A 19,672-nucleotide genomic window follows, 5' to 3' on the forward strand; every position below is an offset into this window, starting at 1 on the left:
AAACTTATGGAGAATCCACGACGTCGTGGAATTTAGAGGCGGTGAAAATCTTGCCACGTGGCAAGAAATCGCAACGCATGTCCAAGAACGGACGACGTCGCACCATCCCCGCGCCTTTTACGTGAAATTAGCGCTTAGATACGCCTGCCCTACCGCTAGTATTCAGACGCGGCTAGAGCGGCTAATTTCGCGGTAAATGAGCGGAAAGAGTGCGGTATATGTATTCACTGAGCCGCCGCCCGCCTGCGCTTGTACCGGAGCGCCTTATACTGCGCCAGGGCCGTTTTATAAGCGTCAACAAACAAGCCTACCGGATTAATTACGTCGATCCGCGGCAAGCCTGTCCGCATATCTATCGCAGTCATGACGTATCGCTCCGCGGCCAGGTCGATTACTTCCGGATCGAGGCGACCGGGAAAATGGCGCAGAAGGGCCGCGTAGATGTCCGCGAAGTAAAAGTCGCCGACTGCGTGAGTATCGTTTAGCGGGATCGCGGATAGGCGGCGGTGAAGCGCGGACATAAACGGGTCGGATTCGTCGCGCCCGTCATACATACAGTCATTTTTTAAGTCATTATTATTTAAATCATTAATTACTAGGGGCGGATTCTCCGTAATTGGATTTTCCATATCCGGATTTTCCGCGTATGGAGAAGCCGCGTCTGGTTCCGGCCCTTCCGTTTCGTCTAACGGTTCAACCGGGCGCTCGAATACCACCGTCTCGTAACCGGTAATGCGCTGCGTTTCGGGATCGCGCGTTTGGCGGCGCTCAATGTACCCGGCGGCTTCTAACTCGCGCAACGCCGAATATACCGCGTCTTTTCCGTCTTTTGAACGTCTGATGAGGTCTGATACATAAACGCGCCAGTTAGACGGCTTAGACAATAAATAGCCGAGCAGCCCCTTCGCTTTCCATGTAAGGCGTTCGTCCGATAGAAAATACGGGTCAATGATCGCATATGAGGAGTCGCGCTTGGATACGCGGACAATACCGCCTTTATTTGTCGTCGACATTAGCGCACGCCCTCCTAATTCCGCTTCTTAATAAACCGATTCGTTGGCGAAAATTCATCATGACTCTTGCGCAAGTCGTCCGTATCCATCTGCACGTATCGCCGCATCGTACGCATGTCGGCCCAACCGCCCATTTTCTGAATCGTAAACGGATCAGCACCGTTTAGGACCATCGCGCGGGCCCAAGTGTGACGGTAGACGTGCGCGGTCATCTTCTTGCCAGCCACTCCCGCTTTTTCCCCGTAATATTTCAGCCGTTTATTGAAATGGTTCGGAGAGATCGGCTCCCCAAACGAGGACATAAAAAGGCGATCCGTCGAAAAGAACTTACGGTTTTCTTCAATAAGCTGCAGGAGGAGCTTCGCGGTGTGTGCGGATATCGGGACCATGCGCGGCTTCCGGTTTTTGTTCATTTCACCGGGCAGTACGATAAACCGCGTCGGAAAATCGATGTCGCCGGCGCGAAGTTTGAGCAACTCCGAAATCCGGAGACCGCTATCTAAAAGCGTCACGATCCCCACGTAATCGCGAAATCCCACGAAATCGCGGCGGTTCGGCTGCGCTAGGATCGCCTTAACTTCGTCGTCCGTCAGACAGTTCGTAAGATCCACGTCCTGGCGCAACAGCTTCACCTTCGCGAACGGGTTAACTTCGATCAAATCGTCACGCTCCAACTGGTTAAATATCGCTTTAAGCGTCCGCAGCCGTATATTGACAGTTGTGTCCGATAGTCCGACGCGCTGCTCCTTCGTCGGTATGTACTTGTGCCCCTCATACCGCGTCCGATCGTATTTCAAATACGAAATATGGTCGCGAACCATCTGCGTAGTAACCTCGTCCACGTATTCAACGTCAGCGTGCGCCTCCCGCAACCAATCGACGAAGTAGCCATAATGCTTCGCGTAATCTGTGAGTGTCCTTTCGCGCAAACCCTCCGCTTTCTTCGCGCTTATTACAAAGTCAATCGCCTGGTCCAGTTTAATCCGCGGATATTCGTGCAGCGTACGAGCCCCGTTAGGTACGCGCCGTTCCCGTTTTTTGAGTGCCATAAAAAACGACCTCCAATACGATATAATCGCGAGATTATACGTAAAAGAGGCCGTGATCCTCAACCCTGAAACGCGTATTTTAGGGTTGTTAACGTACACTATTCGGGATTGTTAACGCTCAAATTTCCGCCGTTATCCGCATCCCCAAACGTTCGTTCGCGCTTGGGCTTCCGTATCGGCTTCCGTTCAGATCGACGGAATATGAAACCGGAGAACCCGCGTCGTTACTGCGTTTATCAATCGCAAGGTTGCGGCGCACCTTCCTCGTCCTTAAAGCGGAACGATTGACCGCATCCGCAGGTGGCGATGGCGTTCGGGTTGTGGATGGTGAAGCCGCCGCTCAAGCCGGATTCCTTGAAGTCGATCTCCAGGCCGTTCAGATAACGGATGCTGTCCTTATCTACGACGACCTTCAGCCCCTTGATGTCCATATAGACATCCTGTTCGCTCTCCTGATCATCAAGGCCCATCCCGTAGGAGAAGCCGCTGCAGCCGCCGGGATTCACTCCGACACGCAGGAACATATTGGGTGTTTCTTCTTGGGCTATCATATCTTTAATCCGCGCCAGGGCGCTGTCGCTGATATTAATCATTATGCACTCACTCCTTTACGAAAAATTATACTCCTTCTCCTCCAATCGCTCAACAACTGTGATTTTTCTAGTTGCCAATCTTTAATCTTCGCCCTAGGCTTATTGCCCGCTTGGAATGTGAGGTTTATAATTAGGTAGGTAATTCATACTGTTAGGATACGAGGCATTTCATGTAATTGGAAACGGAGGGAACGTCATGTTCACTGTAGTCACCCCAAACACCGACAAGAGAATGGCCGAAATTGTGGACAAAGTCCGCCAAGGCGAACGTCTCAACCTCGAAGACGGTGTCTATCTATATGAAAGCAATGATATATTGACGATCGGGCAATTAGCGAATGAAGTTAACCTGCGTAAGAACGGGAAAAAGGTATATTTTATCGAAAATATGAGCCTCTACTTCACGAACGTCTGCGAATCTCATTGTGCGTTTTGCAGCTTCCGCAAGGATCAAGGAGAAGAAGGGGCTTATACGCTTTCCGGGGAGGAAATGGTCGCTTACGTGAAGCAGCACATCACTCCGGGCGTCCGTGAGTTCCATATCGTAGGCGGGCACAACAACCACGTACCGTTCCAATATTACGTGGACTCGCTCAAAGCGCTGAAAGAGAATTTCCCGCATGTGACCATCAAGGCGTATACGGCGGCGGAGATCGAATTCTTCACCCGGCTCAGCGGCCTGAGCACGAAGGAAGTGCTGATGCGACTGCAGGAAGCCGGCCTCGAATCCTTAACCGGCGGCGGCGCGGAAATCTTGTCCGACCAATATCGGGAAAAGATGAAGGTCGAGAAAGCCAACGTCGACCAATATCTGGACGTCCATCGGACGGCGCACCGGCTGGGAATGAAGACCCCAACCACGATGCTCTACGGCTCTATCGAATCCTATGAGGATCGCATCCGCCATATGATGCAGATCCGCGATCTGCAGGACGAAACCGGCGGGTTCCAGGTGTTTATCCCGTTGTCCATGCAGCCGCGAAACAAGAACGCCAGCATCATGCGCCGCAATTCGGCCTTCGAGGACCTCAAGACGATCGCGATCAGCCGCTTGATGCTGGATAACATTCAGCACATCAAAGCTTACTTTATCAATATCGGCGTCCAGCTGACGCAGGTGGCCTTAACCTTTGGGGCCTCGGACGTACACGGCACGATCCTGAAGGAGCAAATCAGCCATGCGGCAGGCGCGCAAACCCCGGAAGGATTGACGTTAAAAGAGCTGATCTGGCTCGTCAAAGGGGCCGGGCGCATTCCGGTTGAACGGGATACGTTCTACAACGAGCTTCGGGTCTACGAATAATTTCGTCAGGGGGAACCTTTCGTTACGGATGGGTCTCCCTAATTTTTTGCAGGATTCGTTCGGCTAACTGGTCGGCATCTTCCCCCTCCACCTGCTCGCCGTCAACCAGCACGTACGGAAACAAATAACACGTGCCGCAAGCGGTGAGGCAGCCGTATTCATAGATATCGCAATCGACTTGCTCCTTCACTTTCCAAATCGCTTCGTCCGTACCTAAACTGGCATTATTCGTACAATATTCAAGGATCGGTTTCATCTTCCGTCCTCCCCATGAAGAAGCATTTAAATTTTTGACTTTTTGTAATATAATAAGGCAAGAAAGGAGTTGAAAACAATGAGTGAAAACGTACAAGATAAATTGTATGATGAAGTATTGGAAGTATTGGACAAACTGCGGCCTTTCCTGCAACGTGACGGTGGCGACGTCGAACTCGTCGACGTAGAAGACGGCATCGTGAAACTGAAATTGATGGGTGCCTGCGGCAGCTGCCCAAGCTCCACGATCACCCTCAAAGCAGGGATCGAACGCGCTCTGTTTGAAGAAGTGGAAGGCGTAGAAGAGGTCGTACAAGTATTTTAATTCGCAATCCATGAATGATCGCTCTTCAGCAGGAGGGTTTAAACAAACCCGGCTCCGGCAAGATGTCGGAAGGCCGGGTTTTTTTGTTGGGTCTGACAGACCCGCTTAAGAAGGCTTGATCCACGGACGGATCGGGTCGAGTCCGCCGGAGATGTCCATGATATTGCCAGTGATGAAATCCGAGTCCGAATGGCACAAAAACGCAATGACGCGGGCGATATCCTCCCCGCTTCCGGGACGCCCCAGCGGCGTCTCCCCATCGCGGAGCCCCCGAACTTCATGTATCGACATCTCTTTCTGACTCCCGCGAATGTCGCCGGGGCAAACCATATTGACGGTGATGCCGTATGGGGCTTCCTCGACGGCCAGCGTCTTCGTAAAGGACACCAGCCCGGTTTTGGCTGCGGCATAGACCGCCCGATGCGGCCAGGCGCGCGATTCAGCGGCATGACCAAATCCAAAATGGATGATCCGCCCCCATCGTTTCTCCCGCATCCCCGGCAGCACAAGATGATCCAGCAGCAGACTGCCCACCAAATTCCCTTCGATCATGGCCAGCACTTCACTCTGGCTGTAGTCGGCAAACAGCTTGCGTTCGCGGATAAACGGTCCGGCGTTGTTGACCAGGATGTCAATCGTGCCGAGCTGCTCGTTCACTTGACGGGCCAGGTCCTCGATTTGCTCCCGGCGCGAAACGTCGGCTTGCACTGCGATGCAGCGGACGCCCAGGCGCTCGATGTCCGATTGGAGGGAGAGCGCTTCCGCTTTGCTATGTACGTAATTCAGCGCGATATGGCAGCCTTGTTCTGCCAGCGTCAGCGCTGTTTTCTTCCCGAGGCCTTTGGCGCTCCCGGTAATTAAGGCAACTTTGCCATGCAACGTTCCTTCTCCTCCTCCCAGGTGCTGTTCCTTTAAGTATAAAAGATTTAAAGGATTCCCACAAACCGCCGCGGCGTTCTATCCCGTTCTTTTGCGCTCCCCCCATGCTCCACGACGAAACAGCGCTCTTTAAATGCAAAAGTGCAGTTGATTTTCACCAAAATGCCCTGACATTAAGCTTTCAAATGCAAAAGTACAGTTGATTTCCCGTCAGAAGCGTCTTTTGGGGCCAAATTGCCTCCAATCGAATGCACTTTTACATTTCACAGGCCATAAATCGGGCGATTTGCCGAAAATGAACTGCAGTTTTACAGTTGAGATGCAATGGACGCTTCAAACTGGCAGGAAAACAAAAAAATCCCGCTGCACACGCAACGGGACATTTCTGCTTCTTGCTACTTAGAATACCGGTACCAAAGCACCATCATAGGTGTCGTTGATGAACGTGCGGACTTCGTCGGAAGTCAGCGCCTTCGCCAGCTTCTGGATCGCTTCGGAATCTTTATTGTCCGGGCGAGCTACCAGAAGGTTCGTGTATGGCGAATCTTTATCCTCGATGAACAAAGCATCCTTCGTCGGATTCAGCTTCGCTTCCAGCGCGAAGTTCGTATTGATCAGCGCCAGATCCACTTCAGGCAGCAGACGAGGCAGCATAGCTGCATCCGTTTCTTTGAATTTCAGGTTTTTCGGATTTTCTACGATGTCTTTAGCCGTTGCTGTGATTCCAGCGTCATCCTTCAGTTTGATCAACCCTTGCTTCTGCAGCAACAGCAACGCGCGGCCGCCGTTGGTTGGGTCGTTCGGGATCGCGATTGTAGCACCGTCCGGAAGCTCGTCAGCGGATTTGTATTTGTTGGAGTAAGCGCCAAACGGTTCAACGTGAACCCCTACAACCGGAACGAGATCAAAGCCGTTTTGGGCATTTTGTTCGTCCAGGTAAGGCTGATGTTGGAAGTAGTTCGCATCCAACTCTTTTTCATACAGCTGTACGTTGGGTTGCACATAATCGGTGAATTCTTTAACTTCCAGCTCAACGCCTTCTTCCTTCAGCTTCGGTGCAATAAATTTCAAGATGTCCGCATGAGGCACGGTCGCACCTACAACCAGCTTCACTGGCTCGGCTGCGGTTTGGTTCCCCGTATCTGCGGCGTTCCCTTCAGCTGCCGACGTTTCGCCTGCCGTGTTACCTGCTGCCCCGTTATTGGCGGCGTTATTGCTGCCGCAAGCAGCCAGTACCAGTACCAATACGAGCGTTAACAAAGATAAAGTCCATTTTTTCATTGCAGGTTCTCCCCCTTAAAGGTTTTTTGAATAAGGATGCTTCTATATATTTAAGTTTCCTTATTTCCGCGTAAAATAAATCACCAAGCGGTCACCCAGCATTTGCAGCACCTGCACCAGAATGACCATAAAAATCACCGAAACGATCATGATTCCCGTCTCGTACCGGTAATACCCGTAACGGATCGCCAGGTCGCCGAGACCACCGCCGCCGACCATGCCCGACATGGCGGTATAGGACACCAGCGTGACTACGGTAATCGTCATGCCCGCGATCAGGCCGGGCAGCGATTCCGGCAGCAGCACCTTGCGAATGATCTGGAACGAGGAAGCGCCCATCGCTTGGGAAGCTTCGATCACTCCGCGATCCACCTCGCGCAGCGCCGTTTCCACCAACCGGGCGAAGAACGGGGCTGCTCCGATCACCAGCGGCGGAATCGTCCCCTCCACACCGGTGGATACGCCCATGATCGCCCGCGTAACCGGAATTAACGCAACGATCAAGATAATGAACGGAACCGAGCGAAGGATGTTAACAATTAGCGAAATTATCCGGTAAACCCATCCTAATACCAAGGATTGAGAACGCGAGAAGGTGTACAGCAACACCCCGAGCGGAAGCCCGATCAAGAAAGTAAACAAGGTTGCAAAACCCATCATCTTTAGGGTGTCCAGCGTGGCCACACCCATCTCTGCCCAATCGATGGTTCCGAGATCCAATCCACGCATTATTCGATCACCTCCACGTCAAGGTCGCGTTCCCGCAGGAGCGACAGCGTGCGCTCCACCTGGTCATCTTCGCCTTCAAACGATACGGTCAGTTGACCGTACGGGATATCCTTAATCGCTGAGATCGTGCCTTGCAGGATGGCAAAGTTGACGCCGGTTTCCCGAACGACCTGGGACAACACCGATTCGTAGGTTTTCGCTCCCAGGAACGTGATTTTCACCAGCTTCGCCCACGCAGGATGCGGAACCGAAGTCGCCAGCTTCAAGCCTTCGTCCCCTGACTCCCGGTGGATAAACTCCCGGGTCACCGGATGTTTCGGCTTCAGGAACACCTCCGTCACCGGCCCCTCTTCCACGATGCCTCCTTGGTGAATAACCGCCACACGGTCGCAGATGCTTTGGATGACATGCATCTCGTGCGTAATCAGCAGGATCGTCAGCTGGAACCGCTTGTTGATGTCCAGCAGCAGCTTCAGGATGGAATCCGTCGTCTGTGGATCCAGCGCCGAAGTGGCCTCGTCGCACAGCAGCACATCCGGTTCGCTGGCCAAGGCCCGGGCGATGCCGACGCGCTGCTTCTGACCACCGGAGAGCTGCGCCGGATACTTGTGACGATGCTCCTCCAAGCCGACGAGAGCCAGCAGCTCATTGACCTTCTCCGCGATGGCCGCCTTCGGCGTTCCGATCAGCGTCAGCGGAAATGCGATATTATCATAAACGGTAGCCGATGACAGCAGGTTGAAATGTTGAAAAATCATGCCGATCTTGCGGCGCTGCTGCTGCAGCTCACGCTTACCGAGCTTCGTCAGCTCAACCCCGCCGACCCACACCTCACCTTCGGTCGGGCGCTCCAGCAAATTGATGCAGCGGATCAACGTGCTCTTGCCGGCACCGGAATGACCGATGACGCCGAAGATTTCCCCTTTGCGAACGCTCAGATTTAATCCGGACAGTGCGGGGGTCGCCGTTTTTTTGGTGCGATAGATTTTCGTAATGCCCTTAAGTTCAATCAATCGGCTAACCTCCTGTTCCTAGCATGATGTAAATATAAGAAAAACGTCTATCGACGTACATTCAAAGTAGACAGACCGCGTTTAGCGGAAGTTTGTCTTGCGATATCAGGATGCCAATGCCCCGAAGTTTATACTTTCTGATATCTTAAAGAAAAAGAGCCCTAACAGATTCAAAGGGCTCTCTTTACGTAAAGACAATGCCTTCTCATCTGCCAAAACCGAGTAAATCACATCGGTTTTGAAGGAATTAGCACCATGACATTCCGCCGTGACGAGTGCGCTACATCCTGCAAATCATTTCACGGGCGAATCGGTTGCTGGGCTTCATCGGGCCTTTCCCTCCGCCTCTCTCGATAAGAAATAAAATATGAAATTAAAAGAGTCATTTGCGAGATTACATCGTTGTTAACCTGTCATGTAAAACTATTGATGAGTATAATGAGTTTTGTTCGTTTTGTAAAGAGGAAAAATAAGAATGGCGATCGGGTTAGATCGCCGTAATTTTTTTCCATCTATGATTGATGTAGTCAAAAACCGTGAAATAGGTTTCGCAAACCATTTGGTATCCCTGCTCAAGCTCACGGATATGCTGATCCAAGTCCTCCAGAGCGACCTTTCCGAACAACGCTTGATGCCGTTGCCACAAGTCGTCCTTCATCTCCGAGTTCATGTAGTGAATCTCCGTATTTCTCCGGCGCCGCAACACGCCCAGCGCTTCCCGGTACGTCTCTTTAATCGCGTTCAACCGGTTCCCCAGCTCGGTGTGAGTCTTCAAAGCAGCAAATTGGCGCAGCACGGTAAAATAAGAGAAACGCGACTTCACCTTCGATGTGTTCAAATCAAACAGTTCATTGAGCACCGTCCCGAGCTTGTCCAGCGCCGAGAACACGCGAATGAATCCGTCCTTGTAAAAATACACATATCTTGCATAATCCGCCCGTTCAACCGGATCCATGTCTTCAACGAATTCGGTATGTACCTTTTTGCGAAAAAAGGTGGCGGCATATAAGCATTGTTCGAGCTCATCCAACGAAGTGATCAAGCCGTGCACCCAAATCTCCAGCTTGCGGAAATCATGCGTAGGGTCTTGATGCTCCTTGATTTCCTTCTGCAGCAGCCTCACGGTCTGCGTCATCGCGCTGATCGTTTCGGCCAACCGCCCCTCGTTTTGGCGAGGCGGCTCCCCAAGCAAGCTTCGCAGCATAGGCATTCCCCTTTTCACAGAAAGTAGGATTTCCAACGCTGATCCACCAAGGACACGATATCCTCTTGCGGGAACAGCTCATCCGGATAACCCGGCTTCATGCGGGCATCAATGACCAGCGGCAAACTGTAGGACAGATGATGCTGACGCACCTCGGAAGCCGCGTAAATGTCGCCGGCCGGATTAAACCGCGTAAACACCGTCCACAGGAACGCCGTTTGATCATGGGCCGCCGCTTCGGCGTTATCCACCAATACCACAAGCGGCCAAGCGGTCCCGCGTTCGCGAAGACGGCCCAGCAGACGCTCAGCAAGCTCCGGCTCGTCCTCATAGGATGCACCAGAAACGACAAGACATCCGTCATGAAAAACTTGGATCGCATCGATTTCCGCGATTTCACCTTCTTCGTACGCCCGGGGCAGCTCGCGCATCGGCTCGCCTACGCCGATCAGAATCGCCTTACTGCCGTGGTTCAGCTTATGGCCGGTATAATCCAGCGTATCATGCGAGGTGTTGTTTAGAATGAACAGATCCGTGCGCGGATCAAAACGTTCCAGCACCGTCTTCAGCAGCAGACGGAAATCTGCGAGATCAATCAGCTTGTCCGTCAGCATGAGGAATTTGGTCAGCGAGAGCTGGCCTTCACCCAGAATGCGGAAGGCGGACACCAGCGCTTCGCGGGAATAGCTCTCACGGACGACCGCCGAGCTCAGCGCATGGAACCCGCTCTCCGCATACGTCCATAGCGAGCGCACATTCGGCATTACGATCGGGAAGGCTGGCGACAGCAGCTTTTGCAGGAAATCGCCTAGATAATAATCCTCCTGACGCGGTTTACCGACGATCGTCGCCGGGTAGATAGCATCCTTCCGATGCCACATATGTCCGACGTGCAGCACCGGGAATTCATGCTGCAAGGAATAATATCCAAAGTGGTCGCCGAAGGGACCTTCGAGTCGGCGTTCATGCGGAGGCACCAGCCCAAAGATGGCGAATTCCGATTCGGCCGGAATGCGGTGGCCGCCCAGCGGGTTTTCAGCCATCGGCAGCTTCTCGCCGAGAATGAAGGAAGCGACCAGCAGCTCGGACAGATGCTCAGGCACCGGCGAGATCGCCGAGGCGATCATGGCTGGAGGTCCGCCCAGGAACACGGATACCGGCAACGGCTCGCCGCGTTTCTCCGCCTCATGGTAGTGGAACCCTCCGCCTTTTTGGATTTGCCAGTGCACGCCGGTAGTTTGGTCATCATACAATTGGATCCGGTACATCCCCAGATTGTTTTCTTTTGGCTGCAGCGGATTTTCCGTATATACAAGCGGCAGTGTAATAAACGGGCCACCGTCCTTCTGCCAGCTGGTCACCTTCGGCAGGTCCTTCAGCGGCGCTTCCGTTCGGCAGACGTCCAGAATGGGGGCGTCTTTTTTGGATACCGTTCTCATGCCGACCTTCAGTACGTCGCGGATTAGCCCGCGCTCATTCCAAATCGCTTTAGGTGTCGGCGGCAGCAGTTTATGTATCGCGTCAACCAGTTGGTTAGCAAGCTGTTCAGGCCGGGGACCAAAGGCCATCTCCACCCGGCGAGGCGTTCCGAACAGATTCGTTGCCACGGGGAAAGGCGTACCTTTGACATTGGTAAACAGCAAAGCCGGGCCGCCGTCGTCAATGACCCGCCGGTGAATTTCGGCCAACTCCAGGTAAGGATCAACCGGCACATCGATGATCGCCAGGTCGTTTTCTTTTTGCAGTGCATCGATCCATTGACGCAGGTTCTTGTAGCTCATCTCCTGATCCTCCTAAAAGACCGGGTCATCACCCGATCGTTGCATCACTTTACACTATAGACAAAAGTATACCTTACCTCACACTCCTCGGGAGGCCCTGTCATTCTACAGATTCATGACAATCCCGACGTAATCGCGGAAGTCACGCCGAAGCCGGACGTCAAGAAGTGCCAGTTAAACGGCTTTGTCAGCCGGCGCAGCCTGTGCCTCCTTGGCTGTTCGGCTCAACTGCCAGGTTCGGACGCTTAAATAGCACAAGACCCCAAACAAGGAGGCCAACACGATAATATGGGCCAGCGAAGCGAAGAGATAAACGTGGTAATTGTTTAACGTCAGCGCGATGGTCGCCCCGGTCAACACTTGAACGATCACCAGCACCGTTGCAGCAACGCCCAGCTTGCGGATGTCCGGCAGTTCCGGATGCTTGCGGAAGGCAAAATGGCCAACCGTTGCGATCACGACCAGCAACAGAGCGGCCGCAACCCGGTGAATAAAGGCGATCCCTTCTCCGCCGGATAATCCGGGAATGAGCTGACCGTTACATAGCGGCCAGCCGCTGCATCCGCCCGCCGAGTCCGTATGGCTGACATAGGCACCGAGATAAACGACGATATACGTATAGCCCGTCGCAAACCAGGTCAGATTGCGGAACGCTTTAGACACGCGGGCTGCCGAGCCAGATGGGCGCATAGGGTCCTGCGGACGGCGCCCCGCGCTGCGGTCAGCTTGTCCGCGTTCTTCCTCGCGAACGCCTAGAACCAGCATGATCGAGCTGGCGAATGCGATCAACGAGAACCCGAAATGCAGCGCCATAACGGCGGACGACGTCGGGTAAATGACCGCCATCGCTCCCATCACGGCCTGCACCATGACAAAAACTAAGGCCATCAAGGAATACAACTGCAGATCCTTGCGGTTCTTCCGATACATCCAAAACGCGACAAACGCCGCCAAAGAAAACAAACCGGCCGCCCCGCTGACTGCCCGGTGAGAATATTCGATCATGGAAGCGAGCGTATGAGCCGGGACAAACTTCCCGTGACAGAGCGGCCAATCATTGCCGCAGCCGAGTCCTGATTCCGTTTTGGTCACAACGCTGCCCCCAAGCGTCGCCAGGAACATGACAAAACAAGAGGCGTAACTGAGCCATTTTAAAGATTTCGTATGCAAAACGGTTCACACCTTTAAGTTAATCGCTAATCCTTTTCATTATAACCGATCAAGTAACCACTTTCATAGAAAATGTTGAAAAATCGACACCGCCGCAAGGGATTTCCCTGCGGCGGTGTGATGAATATAATGGCGTTTGATTTTTGGATTATAACGTATCCCGGGTTTCCGGCGTGTCATGGAGCGTATGATACACATCCAACGCCTTGTTCAGGAAATCCTCAATTTCCTCACGGGATTTGCGGAGTTTGTTCACGAACCGAACCAGCTCGCGGCCGTCGGTATAGGCGACAAAGCTGGGGATACCGAGAATGTTTTGCTCCTGGCTGACCTCGCCAACTTGGTCCACATCGACCTCAATCAACGTCAGTCGACCTTCGTATTTCGCCTCAACCTCAGGCATAAACGGATCTATGAATTTACAATCCGAGCACCAGTCGGCTTTAAAGACCGCTACGATTAAGTTGCTGGATTGAATGCTGACTTGAAATTCCGCGGGGGACGTAATTTTTTTCATGGATGATCCTTCCTTTCATCAGGATACTTCTAGTCAACCAGAAGCGGGAGTGGAAGTCAATCTTTTTGGACATACTAGATCGTATTATGCCTAGCCGGCCGCCAAATATTCGGACGCTCGATCTAAGGTAGAAGGGAGGCGGAATCCATGGGGGACCACCGCCAAGACAATGGGAAGGCTGTCAACCTGAGAAGATGGATGTCCAGCCTGCCCGCCGCAATCTCAACCATGCTCAAAAACAAAACCGCCGTGCTTTCCGATTCTTCTGAATTGCGGAAAGAGACGGTTGATTTGGGCTGGAACGAAGCGGCCGCCCGTACGGTCATCAGCGAGATCGAGGAGTTGCTGCGGCGCACTGCGGCCGCTCGGACGGCGTCAGCAGGTGAAGATTACAGCGCCGAGGATTTGCAGTTGGCCGAAGCAATCGCTGAGGAAACCCGTTTGGCCGGTGCGAACAACATCAGCCGGACGGCGGCTTATCTCGCCTGCTATCAAGCTTGCCCGGAGCTGCACTGGGCTTTCCTCGCGCATATGGTCTCGCGAAACGCCGGCTGGAACATGACAGACCTGCACAGCAGCCGAATGGCTGATGTGATTGATGCCGAAGAGAAACGGCTCACGTATCGGTTTCTGGAACGTTGCAACGCCCTGATTTTTCAGGACGCTTATCCGCAGCTTAGACTGTACATGATTAGCCGGGAGTTCGGAGCCAGCCGGTTCCACTTGCTGCCGTATTTTCACGTTTCCCGTTTTATGCGGCCGTTTTGGGAGCGGTTTTGGATCGACCGCGGCAGCGCCTTGCTGACCGTCGGACTCATCATCAACGAGCAGAATTATATTGAGAAACGCGTGGTGCGCCATCCTTACTTCCAGAAGCATGTCACGGAAAAAATGAACTTCCGCCTGTTCAGCCTGGCTGGATTAAACCAGGTGGTGTTCCCGCTGAGCGAAGCGGCGGGAGTGGACGGGGCTGCCGGGGGTAAAATGCGCCGCCTTGCGGGGCGCACCGTCTCCGACTTCGGCAGCCTGCAGGCCCGCATCGCGTTAGGCAAGAGCCTGTACGCGATGCTGATGGGCTACCGCGCCGTGCGCAGCGGCGCGGAGCGCTTCGCCGCGAGCGTGCCGCACAGCGGCTCGCGGGCCGATTATTGGCCGGAACTGTTCACGGCCAATTTGGAAGAAGCTCTGACCGCCAAAGTGCAGGGGTCAGAGCTTCTCGCCCAGGAGACGCTGCCGCCGGGCCAGCGTCTCTACAGCCCCAAGCTGCTGAGCGCTTGGGGCGACACCGCCTACGAGCCAATCTCTAGGGAGGACTGGCTCAAAGACACCCGCGCGCTGGACGACATCAGCGCGCCAAAGGCGCCGTTCCTGTGCGACATCAGCCGCTCGCACAGGAACGGCATCCTCACCACCGCATTTGTGCACGATGCGGTGGAGGAGCATTGACTGACCGGGGTTGAGGTTGAGTTGAACGTCACCCCCGCTCCCGTCTTCGTCTACCCTCCTCCCCCCGAGGGACCTCCCTTGCCAGCTCTTTTTCACCATTATCCCGTATGATCAGGTAACTCAAAAGCAACACAAGTGAATATACATTTTACCCAACGCCCTGCCGCTCACCCCACTGCAACCACATGAGGCATCCCCTCGTACCTTCCACCTTTCCTTAACCAAAGGGATAATCATGCAAAAGCGCTCACGCAGGATACCTTAGTTAGCCGAGCTTTACCCATCAACCTACCGCCCGCCCCTCTGCAACCGCGTGTGGCATCCCCTCGCACTTCTAGCTTTCCTGAGCCAATGGGATAATCGTGCAAAAGCTACATCAAAGCATCCCCGACGTACTTCTTCCTCACTGAACTTGACGATCTCGGCCGCCGCGTTGCAGGCGCATGAGCGGGGAGAGGATTTTGCGGAGGGGGGCTGGGTAGCTAGCCAGCTCGTCCTTCCGGACGACGCGCAGCAGGATGAGCAGCACTGGGTAAAGTGCGACTACTGCCACGCCAACGATACAGCAGGTCAGGAAGAAGGCGACCCGCGCCGGCATCAGGTCCACCATTTGAATTCCGGCCTGGTTCAGGCCGTAGCCGACACCGGACAACACCACGACCGTCACCAGGAAACCGCCCCAGCGGCTGCCCATGAGCGAGAACGGCACGATTTGCTTCATCGCCCGAACGTTCAGCAGCGTGATGACAAAGAAGCAGAGTCCGGTGGCGATAATGATGCCATATATCCCCCAAAACTGCGCAAACACATAGCTGGCCGCCAGCTTCACGAGAATCCCGATGGCCACGTGCACCATCGACAAATTAGCTTTGCCTACCCCAAGCAGAATCGAGTTACTGGTCATCATCGTAATTTGAAAAATCGTCGCATACGTCAGCAACGCCACGATGCTGCTGCCGTCCCGGGTGCTGAACAGCAGCCCGTTCACAGAGTAAGCCGCCGTGCCCAGCGCAAGGATAATCGGCATCCCGCTCAACACTGCGACTCGCATCGCCAGGGTGACCTGACGCTGGAGATGTTCCTGGTCCTTCCGCGCGTATGCGGCGGAGATGATCGGCACCAGCGATTGGCTGAGCGCAATCGCCAGAATCGGCGGAATCCCGGCGATCATCTGCGCCCGGTTGCCGAGGATCCCGAGGATGTAGGTGGCTTGTCCGGAGCCGATTTGCCCGGTCAGCAACGGCTTCAGGATCGAGTTATCGATGAAGTTGACCGCCGGTACCGCCAGCGCGGTTAGCACGATCGGAATCGACAGCTTAAAGATCTCCGCATAGATCCGCTTAAACGGCAGACGACCGGAATCGCCCCGCGGCTTTCCTCGCCCCGCGGCCTGGTCTTTCCGCTGCAGCTTCATGCTGTACACCAACATCACGATCAGTGCGGCAACTCCGCCGAGCACCGCGCCAAACGTCGCGCCGGCCGCGATCTTTTCGCCCGAATAGCCCCAGTGGAACAACACGAACGCCAAAATAATGCCGGCCGCCACCCGCACGATCTGCTCGATGACCTGTGAAACCCCCCCGGCGATCATGATATTCCGACCTTGCAAGTAACCTCGGATCATAGCGATCAGCGGGAACAGCAGCAAGGCCGGCGCCAGGGCACGAATGGCCATCACCGATTCCGGAACGCCGGAAGCTTCCGCATAATAGGGCGCCAAGGCATACAGCAGCACGAACATGACCAAGCCCGCCACACCGGCAAAGAGCAGCGCCGCCTGGTACACGCGCCGCGCCTCCTCCGGCCGGTTCAGCGCGTGCCGCTCCGACACCATTTTGCTCAGCGTACTCGGGATCCCCGCCGTTGCTAAAGTTAACAGCATGAAATACGCCGCATTCGCTTGCGAATACGACGCGTTCCCGATATCTCCAAGGATGTGCTCCAACGGAACGCGCTGGAACAAGCCAAGCACCCTTGCGATCAGCGCGGCTCCCGCCAAAATTAACGTGCCTTTAATAAACGATTCCTTCTTGGACAAAAGCAATTCCTTCTTTCCCGCAATCCATATAAGTGCTAACTAGTTTCCCCTGAAAAAGTCAGGGTGTTTTGAGCATAATTAAAAGGAATTCAGCACCTCAAAATGGAAATTGTTATTGACGAGATAACAAAGTTCCACACCCCGAGGGAAGAATTCCTTTGCTATAGGAGTTCAACAGAAGCCCTCGGGAATCCTTCCAAGAGGTGAAGAAAATGTTGAAACTTCGAGACGAGCAATTGACCATCTGGGATGCCATTCTCCCGGAATCTGTTAGAAAGTTGCCGGTCGAGCTTGCAATCATAGATCAATTACTGGACGACGACCGTTTTCTTCAACCGTTTACTGAGTTGCACCCGAAAGGCAAGAAAAGCGGCCGTCCTACGCTTGCAATTGAAAAGTACATCCGTCTTATGGTCCTGAAGCATAAATACAATTTGGGCTACGAGTCACTCGTGAAGGAAGTCGGTGACAGCATCACATGGCGAATGTTCTGCCGGTTTGCCATCGACGAACCGATGCCCGACCCGTCTACGCTCATCTATGCCCGCAAACGCTACGGCGACAAGATCGTCGAAGACATCAATGCCGCACTCGTAAAGCAGTGTGAGGAAAAAGCCGTTCTGAAAACCCGCAAATTGCGCACGGATACGACGGTTGTGGAATCCGACATCCATCACCCGACAGACGCTACGCTGTTGCAAGATGGCGTAAAAGTCATCACTCGAACGATTCAGAAAATCCGGAAAGTCGCCTCCCACACTGTTCAAGGCTTTGAAGATCGTACGGCAGAAATCAAGGAAAAGATTCTGTCCATCGCGAAAGTTCTACGTCGCCGCACCCGTGAATCTTGGGAAGAAGTTGACCGGATCACTGGGAGCGTAATCGAAGTAGCCGAGAACGTTGTGAACAAGGCGCAAGCCGTTATCGAGAAACTGCAAGACAAGGGCAAAGCTGCTCTTCGACAAAGTAAAACCAAACTGACCGAGGCGGTCACGCTAACCGGCAAGTTGTTGGAACAAGCCAAACAGGTCGTTTCCGGCAATCGAATCATCGCAGATCGGATCGTCAGTTTCTTTGACCCGGAAGCAAGACCGATTAAGAAAGGTAAGCTGGCCAAAGGAACTGAGTTCGGCTACAAGGTGCGAATCGACGAGACGGAAAGCGGCTTTGTGACCGGCTACGCTGTCTACGAGGGGAACCCCTCGGATGATGAACTGCTCGTTCCCGCTGTACAGGCGCATATCAAGCAATTCGGCAAAGCGCCGCAAGCTGTAGCGACCGACCGCGGTTTCTCAAGCAAGAAGAACGAAACGGCCATTACCGAACTTGGTGTGAAGCGAGCTAGCTTGCCGCGAAAGGGCAAAAAAGGCATTGCCCGATCCGAGTACGAAAACGAATTATGGTTCAAAGACTTGCAGCGTTACCGTGCAGCTGGAGAAGCGAAGATTAGTCTTCTCAAGCGGAAGTACGGTTTGAACCGCAGCAGGTATCGGGGCTTTGTCGGCTCAAAATGCTGGGTCGGCTTCGGGATTCTGACCCACAACCTGCAAAGAGCGGCAAAAATGCTCCAAAACTAACATGGAAACCGATCATTAGGGAAAGTTCCCCCTCACAACCCAGCCAGCAACCCGAAACTATTTTTGAAAATCGACTTTTTCAGGAGCAACTAACTAGAATGAAAACTAAAATGCAACGATCCAAATGATAAACACGATGATCATCACCAGCTGTAAAATCACCTTGACCACCATGCTGCTAAACAAGCCAACGACGGAACCAATGCCCACTTTAAACGATTTGGTGAGCGACTCGCCCTTAATCAATTCCCCGATCATTGCACCCAGCAACGGCCCTAGTACCAGACCAAAAGCCGGAATAACAAACGGACCGATGATAATGCCGATCGTGCTAAGCCAGACGGACAGCTTGCTGCCGCCGAATTTTTTGACGCCCCAAGCCCCGACCGCATAATCCGCCACCATCAGCGCGACCACGATCAACGTTTGTAGAATCCAGAAGAAGGGGCCAAACGACTCAAACGAGAAAAACCATCCGTACACAAAAAAGGCAAAATATATGGCGAGCACCCCAGGCAATACGGGATACACCGCTCCGGCCATCCCCACGGCAAACAGGGCAATCACCAAAATCCAGCCAATCACGGACAGCGCCATTTTCTCACACCCCTGTCAAAATATAATCCCGAATAATCCAGGCAATGCCATCTTCATTATTCGACGTGGTCACGACATCGGCCTTCTCCTTCACGGCCTCCTGGGCGTTCCCCATCGCAACCCCCAGACCCGCGGCTTCAATCGCAGCCAAGTCATTTAAGCTGTCTCCGATCGCGACGACTTCGGACATCTCCAGCCCAAGCAGCCCGCACACCGTCTGTATGCCGCTGGCCTTGCTGATCCCTTTCGGATTGATCTCCAAGTTGTGCGGCGAGGAATTCGTGATTTCAAGGCCGCCCATCGCTTGCAGCTCCCGCAATATCTCTCCCCTCACCTCATCATCCTCGGTAAAATAGCCAAACTTCATCCAATGATTCTGTTCCAACAATTCCGGTTGCCAGTTCCCTTCGTTATAATTGCCTTCCACGGCGTAGGCCCAGAACCAGACATTCTTTTCCCGGGAAATGTCGTACATTCGCGAAACGAGCGATCGATCAAGCAGCACCCGACGATACAGCTCATGCGGCGACTTCCAAACCTCGCTTCCATTCACCGTAATCATTGGCGTCCCAAGGTCAAGCTGATCGCCATACGGAACCGCCTCCCGGTAACCGCGTCCCGTTGACAAGCAGACATGAACCCCGGCAGCCGCCGCTTTCCGAATCCAACGTTCTGTCTCCGGCGAGATTTGCAGATCGTCGTTCAGCAAAGTTCCATCCATATCGAGCGCTAACAGTTTATATTTCAACAACAGACAGCTCCCCCCATCCGCAAGTTTCTGACTCTCTAAACAGCATACCGCCATTTTACCATAATCCCGGAAACCCAACAAAAAGAGCTCCCAAGCAGAAGAAAATTCTCCGCTAATTGGGAACCCTTAATTAACCAATCCGGAAGCTATA

The 19,672-nt window shown here is 53.6% G+C and carries 19 protein-coding genes and 1 riboswitch; of the genes, 4 read left to right on the top strand and 15 right to left on the bottom strand.

What is annotated here, in order from left to right; genetic code table 11:
- Positions 1-224 precede the first annotated feature (224 nt).
- The 3 genes from ACL02P_RS12795 to ACL02P_RS12805 all read right to left on the bottom strand — a co-directional run bounded on the left by ACL02P_RS12795 (position 225) and on the right by ACL02P_RS12805 (position 2,655).
- A complete protein-coding gene (locus tag ACL02P_RS12795; RefSeq protein WP_412837431.1) occupies positions 225-1,013 on the bottom strand; it encodes a helix-turn-helix domain-containing protein in 789 nt (262 codons plus the stop codon).
- A gap of 14 nt (positions 1,014-1,027) precedes the next feature.
- Positions 1,028-2,062 carry a tyrosine-type recombinase/integrase gene (locus ACL02P_RS12800; protein ID WP_412837432.1) on the bottom strand — a complete coding sequence of 345 codons (1,035 nt, stop codon included), beginning with the start codon at positions 2,060-2,062 and terminating at the stop codon, positions 1,028-1,030.
- Between the two features lie 236 nt (positions 2,063-2,298).
- Positions 2,299-2,655, bottom strand: coding sequence for a HesB/IscA family protein (locus ACL02P_RS12805; protein WP_009224775.1), 357 nt, complete (start codon positions 2,653-2,655; stop codon positions 2,299-2,301).
- A 196-nt stretch (positions 2,656-2,851) separates the two neighbouring features.
- On the opposite strand from ACL02P_RS12805, the gene mqnE reads away from it, so the two are divergent.
- Positions 2,852-3,958 (top strand): aminofutalosine synthase MqnE, encoded by a 1,107-nt coding sequence (gene mqnE, locus ACL02P_RS12810; protein WP_412837433.1) that lies wholly within the window; start codon positions 2,852-2,854, stop codon positions 3,956-3,958.
- 22 nt (positions 3,959-3,980) lie between these two features.
- On the opposite strand, the gene ACL02P_RS12815 is transcribed toward mqnE, so the two are convergent.
- Complete coding sequence (locus ACL02P_RS12815; protein WP_323077661.1) at positions 3,981-4,214, bottom strand: YuzB family protein; 234 nt, start codon at positions 4,212-4,214, stop codon at positions 3,981-3,983.
- 78 nt (positions 4,215-4,292) lie between these two features.
- Between ACL02P_RS12815 and ACL02P_RS12820 the strand changes: the two genes are divergently transcribed.
- The gene (locus ACL02P_RS12820; protein ID WP_009224772.1) at positions 4,293-4,538 is read left to right on the top strand and encodes a NifU family protein; all 246 of its coding nucleotides are present in this window, start codon (positions 4,293-4,295) and stop codon (positions 4,536-4,538) included.
- Between the two features lie 105 nt (positions 4,539-4,643).
- Here ACL02P_RS12820 and ACL02P_RS12825 read toward each other — a convergent pair whose 3' ends face one another.
- The 8 genes from ACL02P_RS12825 to ACL02P_RS12860 all read right to left on the bottom strand — a co-directional run bounded on the left by ACL02P_RS12825 (position 4,644) and on the right by ACL02P_RS12860 (position 13,112).
- On the bottom strand, positions 4,644-5,417 hold the full coding sequence (locus ACL02P_RS12825) for an SDR family oxidoreductase (RefSeq protein WP_009224771.1): 774 nt from the start codon (positions 5,415-5,417) through the stop codon (positions 4,644-4,646).
- A gap of 399 nt (positions 5,418-5,816) precedes the next feature.
- Positions 5,817-6,698, bottom strand: coding sequence for a MetQ/NlpA family ABC transporter substrate-binding protein (locus tag ACL02P_RS12830; protein ID WP_009224770.1), 882 nt, complete (start codon positions 6,696-6,698; stop codon positions 5,817-5,819).
- Between the two features lie 60 nt (positions 6,699-6,758).
- Positions 6,759-7,427: a methionine ABC transporter permease gene (locus ACL02P_RS12835; protein ID WP_009224769.1), complete on the bottom strand. Its 669-nt coding sequence runs from the start codon at positions 7,425-7,427 to the stop codon at positions 6,759-6,761.
- Positions 7,427-8,440, bottom strand: coding sequence for a methionine ABC transporter ATP-binding protein (locus tag ACL02P_RS12840; RefSeq protein WP_009224768.1), 1,014 nt, complete (start codon positions 8,438-8,440; stop codon positions 7,427-7,429). Before ACL02P_RS12840 ends, ACL02P_RS12835 begins: the two co-directional genes overlap by 1 nt.
- Before the next feature lie 202 nt (positions 8,441-8,642).
- Positions 8,643-8,800: riboswitch (SAM riboswitch) on the bottom strand.
- A gap of 127 nt (positions 8,801-8,927) precedes the next feature.
- Positions 8,928-9,644: a Cthe_2314 family HEPN domain-containing protein gene (locus ACL02P_RS12845; protein WP_009224767.1), complete on the bottom strand. Its 717-nt coding sequence runs from the start codon at positions 9,642-9,644 to the stop codon at positions 8,928-8,930.
- 14 nt (positions 9,645-9,658) lie between these two features.
- The gene (locus tag ACL02P_RS12850) at positions 9,659-11,425 is read right to left on the bottom strand and encodes a UbiD family decarboxylase (protein ID WP_412837434.1); all 1,767 of its coding nucleotides are present in this window, start codon (positions 11,423-11,425) and stop codon (positions 9,659-9,661) included.
- A gap of 174 nt (positions 11,426-11,599) precedes the next feature.
- Complete coding sequence (locus ACL02P_RS12855; protein WP_323077663.1) at positions 11,600-12,595, bottom strand: heme A synthase; 996 nt, start codon at positions 12,593-12,595, stop codon at positions 11,600-11,602.
- Between the two features lie 148 nt (positions 12,596-12,743).
- Complete coding sequence (locus ACL02P_RS12860; RefSeq protein WP_260070548.1) at positions 12,744-13,112, bottom strand: thioredoxin family protein; 369 nt, start codon at positions 13,110-13,112, stop codon at positions 12,744-12,746.
- A 147-nt stretch (positions 13,113-13,259) separates the two neighbouring features.
- Here ACL02P_RS12860 and ACL02P_RS12865 point away from each other — a divergent pair, with 147 nt between their 5' ends.
- Positions 13,260-14,558 carry a DUF2515 family protein gene (locus ACL02P_RS12865; protein WP_412837435.1) on the top strand — a complete coding sequence of 433 codons (1,299 nt, stop codon included), beginning with the start codon at positions 13,260-13,262 and terminating at the stop codon, positions 14,556-14,558.
- A 403-nt stretch (positions 14,559-14,961) separates the two neighbouring features.
- Here the strand turns inward: ACL02P_RS12865 and ACL02P_RS12870 are convergent, their stop codons facing one another.
- Entirely contained in the window at positions 14,962-16,596 is a 1,635-nt protein-coding gene (locus tag ACL02P_RS12870; protein WP_009224762.1) for a polysaccharide biosynthesis protein, read from the bottom strand.
- 212 nt (positions 16,597-16,808) lie between these two features.
- Here ACL02P_RS12870 and ACL02P_RS12875 point away from each other — a divergent pair, with 212 nt between their 5' ends.
- Positions 16,809-18,173: an ISNCY family transposase gene (locus tag ACL02P_RS12875; protein WP_019007868.1), complete on the top strand. Its 1,365-nt coding sequence runs from the start codon at positions 16,809-16,811 to the stop codon at positions 18,171-18,173.
- 105 nt (positions 18,174-18,278) lie between these two features.
- Here ACL02P_RS12875 and ACL02P_RS12880 read toward each other — a convergent pair whose 3' ends face one another.
- Together ACL02P_RS12880 and ACL02P_RS12885 are read right to left on the bottom strand one after the other, a co-directional pair.
- Positions 18,279-18,764, bottom strand: a complete 486-nt coding sequence (locus tag ACL02P_RS12880) for a DUF456 domain-containing protein (RefSeq protein WP_036645012.1) — start codon at positions 18,762-18,764, stop codon at positions 18,279-18,281.
- A gap of 10 nt (positions 18,765-18,774) precedes the next feature.
- Positions 18,775-19,575 (bottom strand): Cof-type HAD-IIB family hydrolase, encoded by an 801-nt coding sequence (locus ACL02P_RS12885; protein WP_323079132.1) that lies wholly within the window; start codon positions 19,573-19,575, stop codon positions 18,775-18,777.
- Positions 19,576-19,672: the final 97 nt, after the last annotated feature.

The organism is Paenibacillus sp. MB22_1 (assembly GCF_047200555.1).
Taxonomy (GTDB): Bacteria; Bacillota; Bacilli; order Paenibacillales; family Paenibacillaceae; genus Fontibacillus; species Fontibacillus phoenicis.